Genomic DNA, 19,788 nt, shown 5'->3' with positions numbered 1-19,788 from the left:
CCTGAGTATTGACTAGCACCGGAGAAAAAACAGTTTTCTTGCGCCTATCCGATACACAAAAAGCGCGGATGAACCGCGCCTTTTGGTAAAACCCCTACTCGCCCTGACGAGGAGTGTCGAGTTCGAAAGCCGTGTGCAGAGCGCGAACGGCCAGTTCCAGATATTTCTCTTCGATCACGACCGAGACTTTGATTTCGGACGTCGAAATCATCTGGATGTTGATGCTTTCCTTGGCCAGCGCTTCGAACATGCGGCTGGCAACGCCTGCGTGCGAACGCATGCCGACGCCAACGATGGAGACCTTGGCGATCTTGGTGTCGCCGATGACTTCGCGCGCACCGATTTCCCGGGCAGTGTTTTCCAGTACTTGCAGCGCGGACTGGTAATCGTTGCGGTGAACGGTGAAGGTAAAGTCAGTGGTGTTATCGTGCGAAACGTTCTGCACGATCATATCCACTTCGATATTTGCGCCACTGATCGGGCCCAGAATCTTGAAAGCAACGCCCGGGGTGTCTGGCACGCCACGGATCGTCAGCTTGGCTTCGTCGCGGTTGAAAGCGATGCCAGAAATGATCGGCTGTTCCATGGATTCCTCTTCATCAATGGTAATGAGGGTGCCTGGACCCTCCTTGAAGCTGTGCAGTACGCGCAGCGGGACGTTGTATTTGCCGGCGAACTCGACTGCGCGGATCTGTAGCACCTTGGAACCGAGGCTGGCCATTTCCAGCATCTCTTCGAAGGTGATCTTGTCCAGACGCTGGGCCTGGGAGACAACACGCGGGTCGGTGGTGTAGACGCCATCGACGTCGGTGTAAATCTGGCATTCGTCCGCTTTCAAAGCAGCCGCCAGTGCTACGCCGGTGGTGTCCGAGCCACCGCGACCCAGGGTCGTGATGTTTCCGTTTTCATCAACGCCCTGAAAACCGGCGACCACGACTACACGCCCTTCTTTCAAATCAGCGCGAATTTTCTGATCATCAATCTGCAGGATGCGCGCCTTGTTATGCGCGCTATCCGTCAGGATACGGACCTGATTGCCGGTGTAGGACACCGCCGGCACGCCACGCTTGATCAGAGCCATGGCCAGCAAAGCAATGGTGACCTGCTCGCCGGTGGAAACGATCACGTCCAGTTCGCGCGGAACCGGTTGATCGCTGATCTGCCTGGCCAGGTCGATCAAACGATTGGTTTCGCCACTCATGGCGGACAGCACCACCACCAGATCATCACCCGCTTCGCGGAATTTCTTGACCTTGTCGGCCACCTGCTCGATGCGCTCGACCGAGCCCACGGAGGTGCCTCCAAACTTTTGTACGATTAAAGCCATCTCAAAGCCGCCTCAGCCCATGAAGGGCGCCCGTTAACATTCAAACCGCGTAGCGCCGGAGCCTACGGACGCAGGCCCCGGTGGGTCGACTTAAATTCCCTGTTCGGCGTACGGAACAGCCAGTGCGAGCGCTGCATCCAGGCCAGCGGCATCAACGCCACCACCCTGTGCCATATCAGGACGACCGCCACCTTTACCACCCACAGCGGCGGCCGCTTGCTTCATCAAATCACCGGCTTTGAGTTGGCCAGTCAGGTCCTTGGTGACGCCTGCCACCAGTACGACCTTATCTTCATGCACCCCACCGAGCAGGATCACTGCGCAGCCGAGTTTGTTCTTCAACTGGTCGACCAGGGCCAGCAGTGCCTTGCCATCCTGACCATCGAGACGTGCAGCGAGGACTTTGACACCCTTGACCTCCACCGCAGCGGCGGACAGATCGTCGCCGGCAGCGCTGGCCGCCTTGGCCTGCAGTTGTTCCAGCTGTTTTTCCAACAGACGATTGCGTTCCAGAACAGCCGTCAGCTTGTCCAGCAGGTTGTCGCGATTGCCTTTGACCAGGTTCGCGGCTTCCTTTAATTGCTCTTCAGCGGTAGTGAGATAGGCCAGTGCGACGGCACCGGTCACAGCCTCGATACGACGCACGCCAGCGGCCACGCCACCTTCGCTGATGATCTTGAACAGTGCGATGTCGCCTGTACGGTTGGCGTGGATACCGCCACACAGCTCAACGGAGAAATCGCCACCCATGCTCAATACGCGAACGCTGTCACCGTACTTCTCGCCGAACAGCGCCATCGCGCCTTTCTTCTTGGCGGTTTCGATGTCGGTCTCTTGGGTTTCGACGGCGGTGTTCTTGCGCACCTCGGCGTTGACGATATCTTCCAGCGCCTTGATCTGCTCAGGCTTGATCGCCTCAAAGTGACTGAAGTCGAAGCGCAGGCGCTGACTGTCGACCAGCGAGCCTTTCTGTTGAACGTGGTCGCCCAGCACCTGACGCAATGCTGCGTGCAGCAAGTGGGTGGCCGAGTGGTTCAGGGACGTGGCCTGACGCACTTGCGCAGCGACATCCGTACTGACGGTCGCGCCGACTTTCAGACTGCCCGACACCTGGATGCCGTGGTGCAGAAACGCGCCGCCGGTCTTGGTCGTGTCGCTGACGTCGAAACGCGCATCGCCCGCCGTCAGGTAGCCGCTGTCGCCGATCTGGCCACCGGATTCGGCATAGAAGGGGGTCTTGTCCAGAACGACCACGCCGTCCTCGCCTTCGCTCAGCTGCTCGACCGCCACGCCTTCCTTATAAAGAGCAACGACCCTGGCTTCACCAACCGTAGCGCTGTAACCGGTGAACTCGGTCGCAACGTCGACCTTGACCAGGGTGTTGTAATCCAGCGAGAAGGAACTGGCCGAACGCGCGCGTTCACGCTGGGCATCCATCTCGCGCTCGAAACCGGCCTCATCGAGGGTCAGGTTGCGCTCACGGGCGATGTCGCCGGTCAGGTCCATCGGAAAGCCGTAGGTGTCATACAGTTTGAACACCACATCGCCTGGCACCACCGTGCCCTGAAGTTCAGCCAGATCCTGCTCGAGAATCTTCAGGCCCTGCTCCAGGGTCTTGGCGAACTGCTCTTCTTCGGCTTTAAGCACGCGCTCGATGTGCGCCTGCTGGGATTTCAGCTCCGGGAAGGCTTCGCCCATCTCGGCGACCAGGGCCGCGACAATCCGGTAGAAAAAGCTGCCCTTGGCGCCCAGCTTGTTGCCGTGACGGCAGGCGCGACGAATGATGCGACGCAGCACATAGCCACGCCCTTCATTGGACGGAAGTACGCCATCGGCGATCAGGAAACCGCAGGAGCGGATGTGGTCCGAAACCACCTTGAGCGACGACTGATCGCCATTGCTGCAACCGATTGCCGCAGCCGAGGCGCTAAGCAGGTTCTTGAACAAATCGATTTCATAGTTGGAGTGCACGTGCTGCATGACCGCACTGATGCGCTCAAGCCCCATGCCGGTGTCGACCGAAGGTGCAGGCAACGGGTGCAGAACGCCGTCGGCCGTACGGTTGAACTGCATGAAAACGTTGTTCCATATCTCGATGTAGCGGTCACCGTCTTCTTCCGGCGAACCCGGTGGGCCGCCCCAGATATCGGCGCCGTGATCGTAGAAAATCTCGGTGCAGGGACCGCACGGGCCGGTATCGCCCATGGTCCAGAAGTTGTCGGACGCATAAGGCGCGCCCTTGTTGTCGCCGATGCGAATCATGCGCTCGGCCGGCACGCCAACTTCTTTGGTCCAGATGTCGTAGGCTTCATCGTCCGAAGCGTAGACCGTGACCCAGAGTTTTTCCTTGGGCAGGTTCAGCCACTTTTCGGAAGTCAGGAAGGTCCAGGCGTAGGTAATTGCATCACGCTTGAAGTAATCGCCGAAACTAAAATTGCCCAGCATCTCGAAAAAGGTGTGGTGACGCGCGGTGTAGCCGACGTTTTCCAGGTCACTGTTCTTGCCCCCGGCGCGCACGCATTTCTGGCTGCTGGTGGCGCGCGTGTAGGAGCGCTTTTCCTGACCAAGGAAGCAATCCTTGAACTGGTTCATGCCTGCGTTGGTAAACAGCAGGGTCGGGTCGTTGCCCGGAATCAAGGAGCTGGAGGCTACTCGGGTGTGGCCTTGCTCTTCGAAGAAGCGAAGGAAGGCTTCACGGATTTCTACGCTTTTCATAGGTTCTTCCACGGGAACTGCGGCCTGAGGCAAATGCATAACGTCATTCGACGAAGCGACGGCAAAGGGCCGCATTATATAGGCGTTGCCTCCACGGTACAGTGACTTTGTACGATAGAGGCAGCCAATTGGATTATCGATGAGTTATCGGCTACCGAATTCGGCAAAAGCCGCGATGACCTGTTCCATCTGCGTCGATGAGACGTCCAGATGCGTCACCATGCGCAAACGCGGTGATGCACTGAGAACGATCCCTCGCTCGGCGCAGAAGGTCTTGAGCTGCTGGGCACGTTCGCCAATCTGCACATAGACCATATTGGTTTGCACCGGCTCGACGTCGAAGCCCAGCTCATGCAGCCCCTTACCCAGAAACGCAGCGTTGCGATGATCATCGGCCAGACGTTCGACCTGATGCTCCAGCGCATACAAACCGGCTGCTGCAATGGAACCTGCCTGGCGCATGCCGCCACCCACCATTTTGCGCAGACGCCGCGCTTTGGCGATGAACGCGCTCGAGCCACACAGCACCGAGCCGATGGGCGCGCCCAAGCCTTTGGACAGGCACACCGAGACCGAATCGAAATGCTGCGTGATCTCGCGCGCGTCGACGCCCAGCTTGACGGCGGCGTTGTAGAGGCGCGCGCCATCCAGATGCAATCCCAAACCTTTTTCCTGGGTCAGTTTGCGCGCCGCCGCCAGATACTCCAGAGACAGCACCTTGCCCTGCATGGTGTTTTCCAGTGCCAGCAAACGGGTTCGGGCGAAATGGAAATCGTCCACCTTGATCGCAGCAATAACCTGATTCAGGTCCAGCGAACCATCGGCCTGATTGTCCAGAGGTTGCGGCTGGATCGAACCCAGCACCGCTGCGCCGCCGCCTTCATATTTATAGGTGTGCGCGTGCTGTCCCACGATGTACTCATCGCCACGCTCACAATGCGCCATCAGGCCCAGCAGATTGCTCATGGTGCCGGACGGCACGAACAACGCAGCGCTAAACCCAAGATGCTCCGCCAACCAGGACTCCAGTTTGTTGACCGTCGGGTCCTCGCCGTAGACGTCGTCCCCCAGAGGCGCCCGGGCCATGGCCTCGCGCATACCCGCGGTAGGTTGGGTCACTGTGTCGCTACGCAGATCGATAACCGTCATGATGAAGCTCCCTGTCATGTAGTTCGAAACTTGGTTTTGTGGCCAGCGCCCAGAATATTCAAGGCTCCTGGCCGCAATTCCTAGATGTGCTTAGAAGAAAAACTGATAAAAGCCTGCAAAAAGGCTCCATGCGCATTAGGAAAATCTGTGTTACAAACTCTCCGCCGACCCATGATGTTGTCGGCGACGTTCTCAGGGCGGGGTGCGATTCCCCACCGGCGGTAATGATGCGCAATGCGTCTAGCCCGCGAGCGCTCGATCGGGGTTTATTCCCGAAAGAGGTCAGCAGACCTGGTGTGATCCCAGGGCCGACGGTCATAGTCCGGATGAAGAGAGAACGGGATTTGCACCACAGGATCGTCTCGAAGCACCGCCACGCGCTTGTCGCCAGGCATGCCATCGACCGTACCCTGGCATCCCCTTCGATCCAGCACGCCCTGTTTTTTAATTAAACAGGAGTCAGAACAATGCAACCTACCGCAATTCACGCTCATGAGCGCATCGCCTTCGTTCAAGCCTGCTGGCACAAAGAAATTGTCGATCAGGCGCGCAAAGGTTTTGTCGCCGAGATGGCGAACCACGGCTATGCCGAGAGCGATATCGATTTCTTCGAAGTGGGCGGTGCCTTTGAAATTCCACTACACGCCAAATTGCTCGCCAAAACCGGTCGCTATGGCGGCGTTGTGGCCGCAGGCCTGGTGGTGGACGGTGGAATCTACCGCCACGAATTCGTCGCGCAGTCGGTAATCAGTGCGCTGATGCAGGTCCAGCTGGAAACCGAAGTGCCTGTGTTCTCGGTAGTCCTGACCCCACACCACTTCCACGCCGGTGAAGAACACCAGAAATTCTTCTTCGATCACTTCGTGCATAAAGGTGAGGAAGCGGCGAAAACCTGCGCAGACACATTGGCCAAACTGCGAGCAGTGCGCCGCGGGGGCGAGCTGCAAAAAGTGGCAGGCTGATTGACCAGCGCTCTTGATGATGATGATCGTTCCCACGCTCTGCGTGGGGATGTATCGCGTGACGCTGCCTACCCCAAATGCTCATCCGTAACCGGCACAATCAGAATCCCTGCGCGCAGGCCGTTTTTGACCTTCGGGTTGGGAAAAATGATGCGTGCACCCTCCTCCTCGATCACCCAGCGCGAGTCAGCCTGGTCTTCGGCCAGCAGATAGCCCTTGTTCAGCTCGGTGAAGTTCTCGATGTCGTCCCGCAGATGCAGGCGAAAGGCATCGCTGCGCTTGATGATCTCCCGCGCCACGCTGAACAGTTGCAAGCCATCCAACTGATCGTCTGATACCGGTTCAGTCCCTTCTATCAACTGCACCAGCGACGACTTCAGCGTAGACAGATTGACCTGCTGGTTTTGCCCGAATGGACGTGCCTTGCCCAACTCCAGGGTGAAGGACTGCGCCCCAAGCTTGTCGCAGGTATAGGCGCTGAACACGATGGAGGCCGTGTTCTGCAACAGCACCGCCTGCATTCCAGCCCTCTGCAGGCGAGCCAGCTCGCGGCGTGAATGCTGACGGCCTTCTTTCCACGGGTAGAGGGCGAATTGCTCGATCTTTGAGCCACGAATGGCGGTGTGCAGGTCGTAGTGCAGGCGATAGCGATCAGGAATGCTAAAGAAGCTCGCGGCCAGGTCCTCCAGTTCGCAGGCACGCAGTGCTTCGTTACCGCTGCTCTGTCGATGACGACCATTGAACAGCCGATTGACGTCCTGTTCGACATAACGCTCGCCGCGACGCATGGCTTCGGGATTGCCGAACAGGAAAAGAATACGTGCCCGAGGCTTGAGATCGGCCCGGGCGATGGCGTGAATCAGCTCGTCGAGCAGCTCGATCGGCGCCGTCTCGTTGCCATGAATGCCGGCTGAGAGCAGCAGGTCGGTTCCATTGTCATGAGCCTCGGGCGGCTGGACTTCCAGCGCACCCTCAGCCAGCCAGCGCAGCCGCACGCCTTCGACAGTCAGTTGAGTCTTTTCAGCGGGTTCGCGACCCGCCAGGGTCAGTTCAAGCAGTTTGCCGAGGGCGAGCATGGGGCGAGTTCCTGCTGAGTCTTAGTCGTGGTTACAGTCTGGACCGTGCACGTGGCCGTCGTCGTCGCCAGCGATGTCTGCCGGTTCCATTTCCAGTTGCAGGCTGACCAGGTTGGTCGCCAGCGGACGCAGCAGCAGGTTGGCGTACTCGGCATCGTCTTCTTCGACGTCTACGCCGATCAGCAGTTGGCCGCGGCCGTCTTGCTGAATCCATACCTCTTTGCCCTGCCAGATAACGGCAAAACGGGTGCAGGACGTTTCCAGCTGAGTGCCATCGGTGTCTTCAAGGATCAAACGCAGGGCGTCGGTCATGGTAAAAACTCTCTCTTTATAAGCACAGACATCGACTGCCTGACGTCGAATCGGTCAGGCGCGATGTCATCGATGCATCAATTGATTTGGAAAGGATAAACCGCACCCAGCTTCAAGTGCTGCGTCAGTTCATCCAGTGCCGTGCGGCACTCGGTCAACAGTTGAGGATCAGCCAGGTCGCTGTCGCTCAGACGATCGCGGTAGTGTTTGTCCACCCACTGAGTCAACGTGTCGTACAACGGCGCTGTCATGATAACCCCTGGATTGACCGCCGCCAGTTCCGTTTCTTTGAGCGCCACACGCAGACGTAGACAAGCCGGACCGCCGCCATTTTGCATGCTCTGCTTGAGATCGAAAACCTTGACCTCACGAATCGGGCTCTCGTCGGCCATCAGGCGCTGCAGGTAGTGCCATACGCGCTCGTTGCTGCGGCATTCCTCCGGCACGATCAGCAACATTGAACCATCAGCACGTGACAGTAACTGGCTGTTGAACAGGTACGAACGCACAGCGTCTTCGACAGCGACCTCGGTGCGCGGTACGCAAATAGCCTGGAAGCGGCCCCCGCAACGACCGAGTTTGTCGTGCAGTTCGCTGAGCATGTGCTCTGTATTGAGGAAGGCGTCTTCGTGGTAGAAGAGTACCTCGCCGTTGCCCACTGCGATGACGTCGTTGTGAAACACGCCCTGATCGATCACCGCCGGGTTCTGCTGTGCAAACACGACCCCCTCATCGCTCAGACCGTGCAGACGCGCGACGGCTTGCGAAGCTTCCAGGGTCTGGCGCGCCGGGTATTTCTGTGGCGCGGGAAAACGCGCATCGAAGGCAGCGCGACCAAAGACAAAGAACTCAACGCCCGCTTCGCCGTAGCTGCGGCAGAAGCGCGTATGGTTGGCCGCGCCCTCATCGCCGAACTGCGCGACAGCGGGTAACGCCGCGTGGTGGGCGAAGTGCTGTTGATCGGCGAACATTGCGCCCAGCACACGACTGGTGGTCGGGTGCTCGATACTGCGGTGGTATTTGCAGTTAAGGTTGGCAGCAGTGAAATGCACGCGCCCGTCTGCGGTGTCGGCGCTGGGGCTGACCGTCGCGGCGTTGGCGACCCACATGCTCGACGCCGAGCAACTGGCCGCCAGCAGCGGCATGGATTGATTGGCCGCACCCTCGATGACTTGCGCATCGCTACCGCCAAAGCCCAATTTGCGCAAACCGGCAATGTCCGGGCGTTCCTGCGGCGCCAGCACGCCCTGGGTAAAGCCCAGCTCCGTCAGCGCCTTCATTTTCGCCAGGCCTTGCAGCGCCGCTTCCCGTGGGTTGGATGACTGCTGACAGTTGCTTTGGGACGCGACGTTGCCGTAGGACAACCCGCCGTAGTTATGGGTCGGCCCCACTAGACCGTCAAAGTTGACTTCACAGGATTTCATCGGTGAGGCTCCGTGGATCTGTTTTTATGTGCACATTCTTCATCCTGCGCTGCAAAACCTGTAGGAGCGCGCCGGGTCTGGTGCGCATCTGGACGACTGCGCCGTATCAACCGACGCGTCTGGCGCGGACCGACCTCACTTGCGGGCAAGCGCGCCTACAAGGATCAGCTCAGGGTGATGCCCGGTGACAGGCTGGCCGGCAGCACCAGCGTACCGCTCTCCAGCGACGCCACCGGATATGCGCAGTAATCCGCTGCGTAATAGGCGCTGGCGCGGTGGTTACCCGAGGCCCCGACACCACCGAACGGTGCGGTACTCGCAGCGCCGGTCAATTGCTTGTTCCAGTTGACGATGCCCGCCCGGCTGCGCAGCCAGAACTGCTGATAGCGCTCCCGGGAATCCGACAGCAGACCGGCGGCCAGGCCGTATTGCGTTGCGTTGGCCTCTTCGATTGCGGCGTCGAAGTCAACGTAGCGAATAACCTGCAGCAACGGACCGAACAATTCCTCATCCGGGCGATCACGCACCTCGCTCACATCCACAATCCCCGGCGTCAGCAATGCCGACTGCGCATCCGTCTGCGTCATTTCCAGAAGCGACACCGCGCCGTTGGCCAGCAGCTGCTCCTGCGCATCGAGCAGGGCTTGCGCAGCCTGCAGAGAAATCACCGAGCCCATGAACGGTGCAGGCTGTTGATCGAATGCGCCCACCTGGATCGATGCTGTTACTTCAACCAGCCGCGTCATGAAAGCTTCACCCCAGGCACCCTGCGGGACCAGCAGTCGACGCGCACAGGTGCAGCGCTGACCGGCCGAGATGAACGCCGACTGAATCACGGTATACACCGCCGCATCGATGTCAGCGACCTGATCGACCACCAGCGGGTTATTGCCACCCATTTCCAGAGCGAGGATTTTGTCGGGACGACCGGCAAATTGCTGATGCAGCACATTACCCGTGCGGCTGGAACCGGTAAAAAACAGGCCGTCGAGCCCCGGATTGGCCGCCAGCGCAATACCGGTTTCCCGCGCGCCTTGCAGCAGATTCAGCACACCTGCAGGGAGTCGCGCATCAATCCAGCACTGCACGGTAAGCTCGGCCACTTTGGGCGTCAGCTCGCTGGGCTTGAAAATGACAGCGTTACCGGCGAGAAGCGCCGGGACGATGTGACCGTTGGGCAAATGCCCCGGAAAATTGTAGGGACCGAACACGGCAACCACGCCATGAGGCTTGTGGCGCAGCACGGCAGTGGCGTCGCCCAACGGGCCGCTTTTCTCACCGGTCCGCTCGCGGTAACTCTGGATCGAAATCGCCACTTTGTTGACCATACTGGTCACTTCAGTTGACGACTCCCACAACGGTTTGCCGGTTTCCTCACTGATGCAACGCGCTATTTCATCGGTGCGGCTTTTCAGCTTAGCTGTGAATGCTTCGAGAACGGCGATGCGCTCATCGAGGGTGCGGGTCGCCCAGGCCGGAAAAGCCTGACGCGCCGCTTTGACCGCTGCGTCGACTTGATCGGCATTAGCCCCCTGCCCCTTCCAGAGCACTTGTTGGGTGACCGGGTTCAGCGATTCAAAGGCCTCGCCCCGCCCGGCTTGCCAGGCGCCCGCGATGTACAAGGTATTCATCAAATGCTCTCCCGAGCTGGAGACAAAGGCACGGCGCGTACCTGATCGCCCGCGTTCAGGCGCAAGCGCTTGGCGGTCATCGGATCGACGACCAAAGTACCCGCCGCAAACCGCGCGGGGGCAGCCGTGATGCGGCAGTCTTCACGCTTGCGGTTATGGATAACAAAGGGCGTTGCATCGTCACCCGGCGTGCCGACTGCCAGCACCAGCGCCTGGCTGTCACGCACCGCGCGGATCTTGCCGGTTTCGCACTCGATCGCCGGCCCTGCGTCGAAAATGTCGACATAGCCCTGATAGCTGAAGCCTTCGGCCTTGAGCATTGCCAAGGCAGGCTCGGTGCTGGTGTGCACGCGTCCAATGACGTTGCGCGCCGCTTCGGAGAGGAAGCAGCTGTACAGCGGAAATTTCGGCATCAGTTCGGCAATGAATGCGCGGTTGCCTACGCCAGTGAGGTAGTCCGCCTGACTGAATTCCATCTTGAAGAAATGCCGCCCCAGGCTCTCCCAGAACGGCGAATGACCTTGCTCGTCGGACATGCCGCGCATCTCGGCAATGATCTTGTTACCGAACAGCTCGGGGAATTCAGCGATGAACAGCATCCGCGCCTTCGATAACAGCCGACCATTGAGGCCATTGCGGAAATCTGCCTGCAGGAACAGCGAGCACAATTCCGAGTTGCCGGTCAGATCATTGGCCAGGAACAGCGTCGGAATCTCACGGTAGATGTTCAGCTCCTGAGACGCGCTGACCGTAAGCCCCACTCGATAGTTGTACCAGGGCTCACGCAGGCCAACGGCACCTGCGATGGCGGAGATGCCGACCACCCGGCCCTCGTCGTCCTCAAGGACGAACAGATAATCGGCGTCGCCCCGGTCAGCGTCGCCACGAAAGGTTTTTTCGGCCCAACCGACCCGGTGTGCCAGACGCTCTTCGTTGGCCGGCAGCGTGGTCAACCCTGCGCCTGTGCTGCGCGCCAGGTCGATCAGCGCCGGTAGGTCACTACTGCGTACGGGACGAACGATCATGCTTTCTCCTCAAGCCGGTTTCCGTAGAATCCGACGAACTCGCTAACCTGCGACACGGTACCAGGCTGTCGATCAGCGCTGATCACCGATGACTCAACTGTCAAACCGCGACGATACGGACGCTGGCGCCTTCACCGACACCCAGCGCTTCGGCTGCGCAAAGGCTCAGGGTTACTGGCTTACCAGGCACCCAGTCCAGCTCCAGCATCACGGCCCGGTAGTCCTGCAACTGACTGTTGGCGACCAGATAAGGACGCCCGCCTTTGACCGCATCGCCGCTGTTGACGGTGTCGACTCTCACCGGCACCACACGGCTTTGGGCGATCGAACGAATACCGGAAACCCGGGCGTGCAGCGTCGGGCCGCCATCGAAGATGTCGATGTAATGATCGGTTTCGAAGCCTTCGCGCATCAGAATGTCGAAGGTGATCTGCGCCCGCGGGTGCACCTGCCCCATGGCCTCCTGAGCTTCGTCCGGCAGCAGTGGGACGTAGATCGGGTAATGCGGCATCAATTCGGCAAGAAATGTACGGCTCTTCAGGCCGCAGATACGCTCGGCCTCGGCATAGTTGAGGTCGAAGAAGTTGCGGCCGATGGCGTCCCAGAATGGCGAGTCACCGTTTTCATCGCTATAGCCGACAATCTCGGTCACTACCGAGTCGGCAAAACGCTCGGGGTGCGCTGCGACGAACAGCAAGCGCGCCCGGGAGTTGAGCTCCGACCACAACGTACCCACCAGCTCCGGCAGCACATAAAAACTGGTCAGCAAGCTGTTGCCGGTCAGGTCATGGCATTGCGAGAGCACGTGAATCTTGTTGTGAATCTTCAGTTCGCGGGAAGCATGAACGAACGTTTCGTTGCGAAAGCTGTAGAACGGCTCGGAATACCCAGCCGATGCAACAATCCCGGAACAGCCGACAAGACGACCGGAATCGGTGTCTTCCAGCACAAAGAAATAGGTTTCCTCGCCGTTGAAACTGACTTCGGCAGCGAACGACGCTTCGGAAGCGGCGATCTTGTCACTCAGACGTCCAGCGTCATCCGGCAGGGACGTGACACCAATCGGGCTGTCCGCAGCGAGTCGTTGAACCTCGCTCAGATCAGCCATTTGCGCGGGGCGCATCACCAGCATGGTGTCACTCCTTGAGAAAAACAGGCCGGTGGACCGGCATTGGGAAAATAGTCCAACCGCACGCACATCTCTGTAGGAGCAATCGCAGGTGACGACGGTCGCGAAAAGCGGTGTGTCAGACAGACCGCCATCGCGACCACACTCACGCCTACAGGGTTCGTGCAGCTCGGGAGTCAGGCTTTCGTCAGTTTCGCAACAGCACGCTCGAAGCGATCCAGACCTTCATTGATGTCGGCGTCTTCAATCACCAGACTCGGCGCGAAGCGCACCACGTCGGGACCTGCCTGCAGAATCATCACGCCTTCGTGCTCGGCGGCGTTGAAAAACTCCTTGGCCTTGCCCTTCCAGGCATCGGTGAGCACGCAGCCAATCAACAGCCCCATGCCGCGCACCTGGCTGAACACGCCGTACTGCTGACCGATCTTCTGCAGGCGCGCCTTGAACAGCTCGTGTTTGGCGTTTACGCCGGCCAACACTTGCGGCGTGTTCACCACATCGATGACCGCCTCGCCTACCGCACAAGCCAGCGGGTTGCCGCCGTAGGTGGTGCCGTGAACGCCGACCGACAGGTGCTTGGCCAGTTTTTCAGTGGTCAGCATGGCGGCCATCGGGAAGCCACCGCCGATGCTCTTGGCGCTGGAAAGGATGTCCGGGGTCACGCCGTAATGCATGTAGGCGAACAAATGGCCGCTGCGGCCCATGCCGCTCTGCACTTCGTCGAATACCAGCAGCGCATTGTGCTCGTCACAGAGTTTGCGGGCACCTTGCAGGTATTCCAGCTCGGCTGGCAGCACGCCGCCTTCGCCTTGGATCGGCTCGAGCACGACAGCGCAGGTCTTGTCGCTCACTGCGGCTTTCAGCGCTTGCAGGTCGTTATACGGCACATGGGTGATGCCGGTGATTTTCGGGCCAAAGCCTTCAGAGTATTTCGGCTGGCCACCCACACTCACGGTAAACAACGTGCGGCCGTGGAAGCTGTTCAGCGCAGCAACGATTTGATACTTCTCGGTGCCGTAGAGATCGTGGGCGACGCGACGCGCAAGCTTGAAGGCCGCTTCGTTGGCCTCGGCACCGGAGTTACAGAAGAACACGCGTTCAGCGAAGGTGGCGTCGACCAGCTTTTTGGCCAGACGCAGCGCTGGCTCGTTGGTGAATACGTTGGAGACATGCCACAGCTTGTTGGCTTGTTCGGTCAGTGCGCCGACCAGCGCCGGATGCGCATGGCCCAGTACGTTGACCGCGATGCCACCGGAGAAATCGACCAGTTCACGACCCGACTGATCCCACACGCGGGAACCCTGGCCGCGTACGGGAATGAATGCTGCGGGGGCGTAGTTAGGAACCATCACCTGGTCGAAATCGGCACGTTGCACCGGAACTTGCTCAACGGACATCGGAGTCTCCTGAAGAGGAACGCCTGCCTGAGACTGGCGGGCGATGAAAGGATTGTAAGGACTGATTTCGGTCCGGCCTTGCCGCCAAGCGACAACTTGTTATAGCGCCAAACCGGCTTTTCCCGAGGTTTTCGGCAATGCGACAAATAGCGTCGGAAAGGCGCAGTTTAAACGTTGGCGGCGTGCTGTAGCAGGCCTTGCGGTGTGAATGCCAGCCAATGATTTTGAAGGCAACGGGAGTATCGATTAACCCCGCTCCGCCGGCACCGAAGACAGTTCGAAAGGGCTGCTGCTACGGCGTTGGTTGCGGTCTTCGCGGGGAGTGGCGCCGAAGAAATTACGGTATGCGCTGGAAAAATGCGGGCCGGAGGAAAAGCCGCAGGAGAGGCCGATCTGGATAATCGATTTGCTGGTCTGCATCAGCATTTGCCGGGCCTTGTTCAGGCGCAGCTCCAGATAATACTGGCTGGGGACGCGATTGAGGTATTGCTTGAAAATGCGCTCCAGTTGACGACGGGACACGCAGACATGTTGAGCGATTTCGTCGGTGGTCAGCGGCTCTTCGATGTTGGCTTCCATCAACAGCACAGCTTGAGTGAGCTTGGGATGACTGGAGCCCAGGCGATTCTGCAACGGGATGCGCTGACGCTCGCCACCTTCACGAATGCGCTCGACCACCAGTTCCTCCGAGACCGCGCCCGCCAGCTCCGCACCATGATCGCGCGCCAGCACCGCCAACAGCAGATCCAGCACCGACATGCCGCCGCAGGCCGTCAGACGATCGCGATCCCAGTCGAACAGATGACTGGTGGCGATGACCTTGGGGAAGCGCTCGGCGAAATCATCCTGCCAGCGCCAGTGCACTGCAGCCCGATAACCATCCAGCAGCCCCAATTGCGCCAGCGGATACACACCCGCCGAAAGACCGCCGATCACGCAACCTGCGCGCACCAACTGCTTGAGCGCTGCGGCCAGTGAAGACGCCATCGGGGCTGGCGGCTCATCGGCGACGAGAAATACTTTCTGACAACCCTCAAGCCGACCGCCCCAAGGCTCACCCGGTAATTGCCAGCCGCCGCCTTGCGCCGCAGGCTCGGCCTGCATGAAGGTCAGATCGTACACCACCTCAGGATGAACACGCTGAGCGACACGCAAGGCTTCCTCCGCCAGCGCCAGAGTCAGGGCTTTGGTGCCGGGCCAGATAAGGAATCCGATTCGATGGGCAGTCATGGCGTGCAGTCCGAAACGTGTCGCTGTTATGGGTCACACGCAGCGCGTGTGAAAGCAATCTACCGGGTTCAGCTCATGGCAGCGCGAGGTGACGCGCAGCATGAACTGTTCTCGTACAAAACGCACCGTTCAACACGGCGCCAATGGTTACTTCAAGCTGCCTGATAGGAACTGCTGCAGGCGCTCGGATTTGGGGCTGACCAGCACTTCTCGCGGGTTGCCGCTCTCTTCGACCAGGCCCTTGTGCAAGAAGATGAGCTGGTTCGACACCTCTCGGGCAAAGCCCATTTCGTGGGTCACCACGACCATGGTGCGGCCTTCCTGGGCCAGTGCCTGCATGACCTTCAAGACATCGCCGACCAGTTCCGGATCGAGCGCTGAAGTCGGCTCGTCGAACAACATCACCTCCGGTTCCATGGCCAGCGCACGGGCAATTGCCACACGCTGTTGTTCGCCACCGGACATGTGCCCCGGAAAGGCATCCTTGCGATGAGCGACGCCGACCTTGTTCAGATAGTGCTCGGCCTTTTCCAGGGCCTCCTTTTTCGGGACCCCCAGCACGTGAATCGGCGCTTCGATAATGTTCTCCAGCGCGGTCATATGGGACCAGAGATTGAAATGCTGGAACACCATCGACAGCCGCGAACGCATGCGTTGCAACTGCTTGGGATCGGCAGCCTTCAAGCCACCGTCCTTGTTGGCGACCAGTTTCAGCTCTTCATTGTTGAGCAGAATGCGCCCGGATTTCGGCTGCTCCAGCAAGTTGATGCAGCGCAGGAACGTACTCTTGCCCGAGCCACTGGAGCCGATGATGCTGATGACATCGCCAGCCCTGGCGGTCAGCGAAACGCCCTTGAGCACCTCGTGATTGCCGTAGTACTTGTGCAGGTCCTGGACTTCCAGTTTGTTCATGTTGTCGGTTCTCACAAGTAATCAGTCACTGAGCAGGCGGCCGCTGCGCAAAGGGGTGCGGCCCGCCACCTTGGCCATCCAGAAACCTGGCTGGGCGTAACGCAGTTTTTCGATGGCGAACAGTACGCCGGCAGTCCCGGCGCACACCGTGGTCGCCCGATCGGACAAAGGGTCTATGACCTCGAACAGCGGCTCGCCGGGCTCTACCCAGGCGCCTGCCGCACGCAGGAACGTCAGCACGCCAGGATGCGGCGCGTAGATCATTTCGGTGCCTTCGAACGGCATGCCTTCGCACGCTTCGAACGCCGGTTGCGGCCATTGGCCACTGATCAGGCCATGCTCGGCCAGAAATGCCAGCATGCCTTCGGCAAAGGCCTCAGCGTCCGCCTTGCCGGTGTTGGACTGACCGCCCAGCTCCAGGGTGGTGGACATGCAGGCCGGCGGAATCTGCGCATCGGGAAAACGCTTCGCCAGTCTCAACCAGGGAAGCGAGCAGGCCTCATCGAACGAGCTGCCACCGGAATCCTCAGCCAGCAGCCCGACACTGACGCCCAAACGGGCAGACAGCGAGCGCCATTGGGGCCAGTGCTGGGGCAAGGCGTACATATGCAGGGAAGCATCGGTGTCGCAATGCAGATCCAGAACGATATCGGCGTTGCAAGCGTGACTCAGCAGCACACGCTGCATGCCCGCCAGCTCACTGCCCGCCGGTGGCAACCGGTCAAGCACATCGGCCATGGCCTGACGGATCAGCTTGACGTTGGCATGTGGATCGTCACCAAGCTTGCCAGTGAGCAGGTCACCCACCGGCTCGCTCAACTCGGTGAAATCGCGGTTGAAGTTCTTGCCGCTGCCGTACTCGAAGCGCCCCTGATGATTGCCCTGCAGCAATTGCCCCAGGCCAATCGGGTTAGCCACCGGCACCAGCTCGATAACGCCGTTGAGCAAGCCCTGCTCCTCCAGCTGCATCAGACGCTTTTTCAGCTCCCACGCAGTGCGCATACCCGGCAGCTCGTCGGCGTGCAAGCTGGCCTGAATGTAGGCCTTACGCTCGCCTTGACCGAAACGCAATACGCTCAAGGTGCGCTGGGTGCCGAGGCTGCCCCACGGCAGGCTGTGATCGATGCGCTGCATATCAGTGCTTCCTCGGTGCGAGGTAACTGAGCCAGCGGCGCTCGGCCAGCTTGAACAGTTTCACCAGAATGAACGTCAGGCACAGGTAGAACACCCCAGCGGTAATGTACGCCTCGAACGGCAGGTAGAACTGCGCGTTAACGGTGCGCGCCGCGCCGGTGATATCCATCAAGGTGACAATGGACGCCAGGCTGGTGGTCTGCAGCATCATGATCACTTCATTGCTGTACTGCGGCAGTGCCCGACGCAACGCCGAGGGCAGAAGGATGCGGCGATACAGCTTGGACTTGGACATACCCATCGCCCGGGCCGCTTCGATCTCACCGGGCGGGGTGGACTTCAGGCTGCCGGCAATGATTTCGGCGGTGTAGGCGCTGGTATTGACGGCAAACGCCAGGCAGGCGCAAAAGGTGGCACTGGACAACCATGGCCAGAGAAAGCTTTCGCGCACCGCTTCGAACTGGGCCAGCCCGTAATAAATCAGGAACAGCTGCACCAGCATCGGCGTGCCGCGAATCACGTAGGTATAACTCCAGGCCAGCAGGTTGACCCAGGCGACTTTCGAGACCCGCATCAATCCCAGAGGCAATGCGGCCAGCAGACCGAAAAACAGCGAAATCGCAAGTAGCTTGAGGGTAATCAACATGCCGCCGAAATACAGGGGCAGGTTTTCCCAGACGACGTTGTAATCGAAGATCATAGGTCTGCCACCCTTACGCCCGCCGAATAACGCTTTTCGATTTGACGCAGTATCAGCAGCGAGACACTGGTGATCACCAGGTACATGGCCGCCACTGCAAGGAAAAAAGTGAAGGGCTGGCGAGTGGCATCGGCCGCCTGCTTGGCCTTGAACATCATGTCTTGCAGGCCGACCACGGAAATCAGCGCGGTGGCCTTGGTCAGTACCAGCCAGTTATTGGTGAATCCGGGAATCGCCAGACGAATCATCTGCGGCACCAGGACGCGGAAGAACAGGCGTGAACTGCTCATGCCATAAGCCATGCCCGCCTCGGCCTGCCCCTTTGGAATGGCCATGAACGCGCCGCGGAAGGTTTCGGACAGATAGGCGCCGAAGATGAAACCCAGCGTGCCGATACCGGCCACCAGCGGGTTCAGGTCGATGTAATCGTCATAACCGAGCAGGGGTGCGGCGCGGTTGAGCAAGTCCTGGCCGCCGTAAAAAATCAGCAGGATCAGGACCAGATCGGGAATACCGCGAATGACCGTGGAATACAGATCACCCAGCCAGGCCAGCCAGCGCACCGGCGACAGGCGCAGCGACACGCCGATCAGACCGAGCACGATTGCCATCGCCATGGAGCACAGGGCGAGCTGCAAGGTCAGCCATGCACCGTCGAGGATGACGGCTCCGTAGCCTTTCAACATGTTGTTTGGCCCTCGAGCACGGGATAGAAAAATGGCGCAATCGTGGATCCGGTCCCCGCCGATTGCGCCATTACTGCAGGTGTTTACTTACTGGCCGTAGATATCGAAATTGAAGTACTTGTCCTGGATCGCCTTGTATTTACCGTCTGCACGGATAGCAGTGATGGCCGCGTTGATTCGGTCCAGATCGGCCTTGTCACCCTTGCGTACCGCGATGCCTACGCCGTCGCCGAAGTAGTTGACATCGGTGAAGGCCGGGCCGACAAACGCGTAGCCCTTGCCCGAATCGGTATTGAGGAAACCGTCCTGCAACAGGGTCGCATCCGCTACGGTGCCGTCCAGGCGACCGGCGCCGATGTCCAGATAGATTTCGTTCTGCGAGCTGTAGGGCTTGATTTCGGCGCCCAGTGGAGCGAGGACTTCCTTGGCGAAACGCTCGTGGATGGAGCCACGCTGCACGCCAATGTTCTTGCCCTTGAGCTCGGTCATGCTGTCGCTGACGACGGTGCCTTGCTTCATGACCAGACGGGCCGGGGTGTTGTAGTACTTGTTGCTGAAATCAACGGACTTCTTGCGATCTTCGGTGATGGACATCGAGGACAGGACCGCGTCGATCTTGCGTACTTTGAGGGCCGGGATCAGACCGTCGAACTCTTGCTCGACCCAGACACACTTGACCTTCATCTCTTCACACAGCGCGTTGCCGATGTCGTAGTCGAAGCCGACGATGTTGCCGTCCGGCGCTTTCGAGGCGAATGGAGGATAAGCAGCTTCGATACCGATCTTCAGGGGTTTTTCATCGGCAACTACAGGCTGTGCCAATACGGACAACGCCAGCGCGCCCAGCAGCATGAGCTTTTTCATTCTTGAAACTCCATCGGTATAACGCGACAAATGGCAGAGAGCGAAACGCTCAATGTGCAGAAGGAATATCTGAAATTGCGACGCAGGTCCCGTCGGGTCTCAGGGCTCGACAGGC

17 protein-coding genes and 1 riboswitch are annotated in these 19,788 nt (G+C 59.5%); of the genes, 1 reads left to right on the top strand and 16 read right to left on the bottom strand.

Features of this window, described 5'->3' with window-relative positions:
• Nucleotides 1-94: 94 nt before the first annotated feature.
• The 3 genes from EC915_RS15970 to ltaE form a co-directional block, all read right to left on the bottom strand.
• Nucleotides 95-1,327 (bottom strand): aspartate kinase, encoded by a 1,233-nt coding sequence (locus EC915_RS15970; RefSeq protein ID WP_133751504.1) that lies wholly within the window; start codon nucleotides 1,325-1,327, stop codon nucleotides 95-97.
• 90 nt (nucleotides 1,328-1,417) lie between these two features.
• Nucleotides 1,418-4,042: an alanine--tRNA ligase gene (alaS, locus tag EC915_RS15965; protein WP_133751503.1), complete on the bottom strand. Its 2,625-nt coding sequence runs from the start codon at nucleotides 4,040-4,042 to the stop codon at nucleotides 1,418-1,420.
• 144 nt (nucleotides 4,043-4,186) lie between these two features.
• Complete coding sequence (gene ltaE, locus EC915_RS15960) at nucleotides 4,187-5,191, bottom strand: low-specificity L-threonine aldolase (protein WP_133751502.1); 1,005 nt, start codon at nucleotides 5,189-5,191, stop codon at nucleotides 4,187-4,189.
• Nucleotides 5,192-5,375: 184 nt separating this feature from the next.
• A riboswitch (FMN riboswitch) is annotated at nucleotides 5,376-5,534 on the top strand.
• Between the two features lie 124 nt (nucleotides 5,535-5,658).
• On the opposite strand from ltaE, the gene EC915_RS15955 reads away from it, so the two are divergent.
• Nucleotides 5,659-6,153 carry a 6,7-dimethyl-8-ribityllumazine synthase gene (locus tag EC915_RS15955; RefSeq protein ID WP_133751501.1) on the top strand — a complete coding sequence of 165 codons (495 nt, stop codon included), beginning with the start codon at nucleotides 5,659-5,661 and terminating at the stop codon, nucleotides 6,151-6,153.
• Nucleotides 6,154-6,221: 68 nt separating this feature from the next.
• Here EC915_RS15955 and astE read toward each other — a convergent pair whose 3' ends face one another.
• The 13 genes from astE to EC915_RS15890 all read right to left on the bottom strand — a co-directional run bounded on the left by astE (nucleotide 6,222) and on the right by EC915_RS15890 (nucleotide 19,673).
• Nucleotides 6,222-7,229, bottom strand: coding sequence for a succinylglutamate desuccinylase (astE, locus tag EC915_RS15950; protein ID WP_133751500.1), 1,008 nt, complete (start codon nucleotides 7,227-7,229; stop codon nucleotides 6,222-6,224).
• 21 nt (nucleotides 7,230-7,250) lie between these two features.
• The gene (locus tag EC915_RS15945; RefSeq protein WP_133751499.1) at nucleotides 7,251-7,541 is read right to left on the bottom strand and encodes a topoisomerase II; all 291 of its coding nucleotides are present in this window, start codon (nucleotides 7,539-7,541) and stop codon (nucleotides 7,251-7,253) included.
• 77 nt (nucleotides 7,542-7,618) lie between these two features.
• Nucleotides 7,619-8,965 (bottom strand): N-succinylarginine dihydrolase, encoded by a 1,347-nt coding sequence (gene astB, locus EC915_RS15940; protein ID WP_133751498.1) that lies wholly within the window; start codon nucleotides 8,963-8,965, stop codon nucleotides 7,619-7,621.
• A gap of 164 nt (nucleotides 8,966-9,129) precedes the next feature.
• Nucleotides 9,130-10,599: a succinylglutamate-semialdehyde dehydrogenase gene (astD, locus tag EC915_RS15935; protein ID WP_177413381.1), complete on the bottom strand. Its 1,470-nt coding sequence runs from the start codon at nucleotides 10,597-10,599 to the stop codon at nucleotides 9,130-9,132.
• Nucleotides 10,596-11,621 carry an arginine N-succinyltransferase gene (gene astA / locus EC915_RS15930; protein WP_133751496.1) on the bottom strand — a complete coding sequence of 342 codons (1,026 nt, stop codon included), beginning with the start codon at nucleotides 11,619-11,621 and terminating at the stop codon, nucleotides 10,596-10,598. The genes astD and astA overlap by 4 nt, the downstream gene beginning before the upstream one ends.
• Nucleotides 11,622-11,721: 100 nt before the next feature.
• Nucleotides 11,722-12,753 (bottom strand): arginine/ornithine succinyltransferase subunit alpha, encoded by a 1,032-nt coding sequence (gene aruF / locus EC915_RS15925; protein ID WP_133751495.1) that lies wholly within the window; start codon nucleotides 12,751-12,753, stop codon nucleotides 11,722-11,724.
• Between the two features lie 173 nt (nucleotides 12,754-12,926).
• Nucleotides 12,927-14,147, bottom strand: coding sequence for an aspartate aminotransferase family protein (locus tag EC915_RS15920; protein WP_133751494.1), 1,221 nt, complete (start codon nucleotides 14,145-14,147; stop codon nucleotides 12,927-12,929).
• Nucleotides 14,148-14,393: 246 nt separating this feature from the next.
• Nucleotides 14,394-15,377: a transcriptional regulator ArgR gene (gene argR, locus EC915_RS15915; protein ID WP_133751493.1), complete on the bottom strand. Its 984-nt coding sequence runs from the start codon at nucleotides 15,375-15,377 to the stop codon at nucleotides 14,394-14,396.
• A 147-nt stretch (nucleotides 15,378-15,524) separates the two neighbouring features.
• A complete protein-coding gene (locus tag EC915_RS15910; RefSeq protein WP_133751492.1) occupies nucleotides 15,525-16,289 on the bottom strand; it encodes an ABC transporter ATP-binding protein in 765 nt (254 codons plus the stop codon).
• A gap of 21 nt (nucleotides 16,290-16,310) precedes the next feature.
• Entirely contained in the window at nucleotides 16,311-17,423 is a 1,113-nt protein-coding gene (locus EC915_RS15905) for a succinylglutamate desuccinylase/aspartoacylase family protein (RefSeq protein ID WP_133751491.1), read from the bottom strand.
• Between the two features lies 1 nt (nucleotide 17,424).
• Complete coding sequence (locus EC915_RS15900) at nucleotides 17,425-18,123, bottom strand: ABC transporter permease (RefSeq protein WP_133751490.1); 699 nt, start codon at nucleotides 18,121-18,123, stop codon at nucleotides 17,425-17,427.
• Nucleotides 18,120-18,809 (bottom strand): ABC transporter permease, encoded by a 690-nt coding sequence (locus tag EC915_RS15895; protein ID WP_133751489.1) that lies wholly within the window; start codon nucleotides 18,807-18,809, stop codon nucleotides 18,120-18,122. The genes EC915_RS15900 and EC915_RS15895 overlap by 4 nt, the downstream gene beginning before the upstream one ends.
• An 87-nt stretch (nucleotides 18,810-18,896) precedes the next feature.
• Nucleotides 18,897-19,673 (bottom strand): ABC transporter substrate-binding protein, encoded by a 777-nt coding sequence (locus EC915_RS15890; RefSeq protein WP_133751488.1) that lies wholly within the window; start codon nucleotides 19,671-19,673, stop codon nucleotides 18,897-18,899.
• Nucleotides 19,674-19,788: the final 115 nt, after the last annotated feature.

The sequence above is a fragment of the Pseudomonas sp. LP_7_YM genome, from assembly GCF_004364435.1.
In the GTDB taxonomy this organism is placed as follows: Bacteria; Pseudomonadota; Gammaproteobacteria; order Pseudomonadales; family Pseudomonadaceae; genus Aquipseudomonas.
This window is presented reverse-complemented; position numbering and strand designations above follow the sequence as displayed.

Coding starts and splice junctions, on each gene's coding strand:
- EC915_RS15970 (WP_133751504.1), bottom strand. CDS start 1,327: ATGGCTTTAATCGTACAAAAGTTTGGAGGCACCTCCGTGGGCTCGGTC.
- alaS (WP_133751503.1), bottom strand. CDS start 4,042: ATGAAAAGCGTAGAAATCCGTGAAGCCTTCCTTCGCTTCTTCGAAGAG.
- ltaE (WP_133751502.1), bottom strand. CDS start 5,191: ATGACGGTTATCGATCTGCGTAGCGACACAGTGACCCAACCTACCGCG.
- EC915_RS15955 (WP_133751501.1), top strand. CDS start 5,659: ATGCAACCTACCGCAATTCACGCTCATGAGCGCATCGCCTTCGTTCAA.
- astE (WP_133751500.1), bottom strand. CDS start 7,229: ATGCTCGCCCTCGGCAAACTGCTTGAACTGACCCTGGCGGGTCGCGAA.
- EC915_RS15945 (WP_133751499.1), bottom strand. CDS start 7,541: ATGACCGACGCCCTGCGTTTGATCCTTGAAGACACCGATGGCACTCAG.
- astB (WP_133751498.1), bottom strand. CDS start 8,965: ATGAAATCCTGTGAAGTCAACTTTGACGGTCTAGTGGGGCCGACCCAT.
- astA (WP_133751496.1), bottom strand. CDS start 11,621: ATGATCGTTCGTCCCGTACGCAGTAGTGACCTACCGGCGCTGATCGAC.
- aruF (WP_133751495.1), bottom strand. CDS start 12,753: ATGCTGGTGATGCGCCCCGCGCAAATGGCTGATCTGAGCGAGGTTCAA.
- EC915_RS15920 (WP_133751494.1), bottom strand. CDS start 14,147: ATGTCCGTTGAGCAAGTTCCGGTGCAACGTGCCGATTTCGACCAGGTG.
- argR (WP_133751493.1), bottom strand. CDS start 15,377: ATGACTGCCCATCGAATCGGATTCCTTATCTGGCCCGGCACCAAAGCC.
- EC915_RS15910 (WP_133751492.1), bottom strand. CDS start 16,289: ATGAACAAACTGGAAGTCCAGGACCTGCACAAGTACTACGGCAATCAC.
- EC915_RS15905 (WP_133751491.1), bottom strand. CDS start 17,423: ATGCAGCGCATCGATCACAGCCTGCCGTGGGGCAGCCTCGGCACCCAG.
- EC915_RS15900 (WP_133751490.1), bottom strand. CDS start 18,123: ATGATCTTCGATTACAACGTCGTCTGGGAAAACCTGCCCCTGTATTTC.
- EC915_RS15895 (WP_133751489.1), bottom strand. CDS start 18,809: ATGTTGAAAGGCTACGGAGCCGTCATCCTCGACGGTGCATGGCTGACC.
- EC915_RS15890 (WP_133751488.1), bottom strand. CDS start 19,673: ATGAAAAAGCTCATGCTGCTGGGCGCGCTGGCGTTGTCCGTATTGGCA.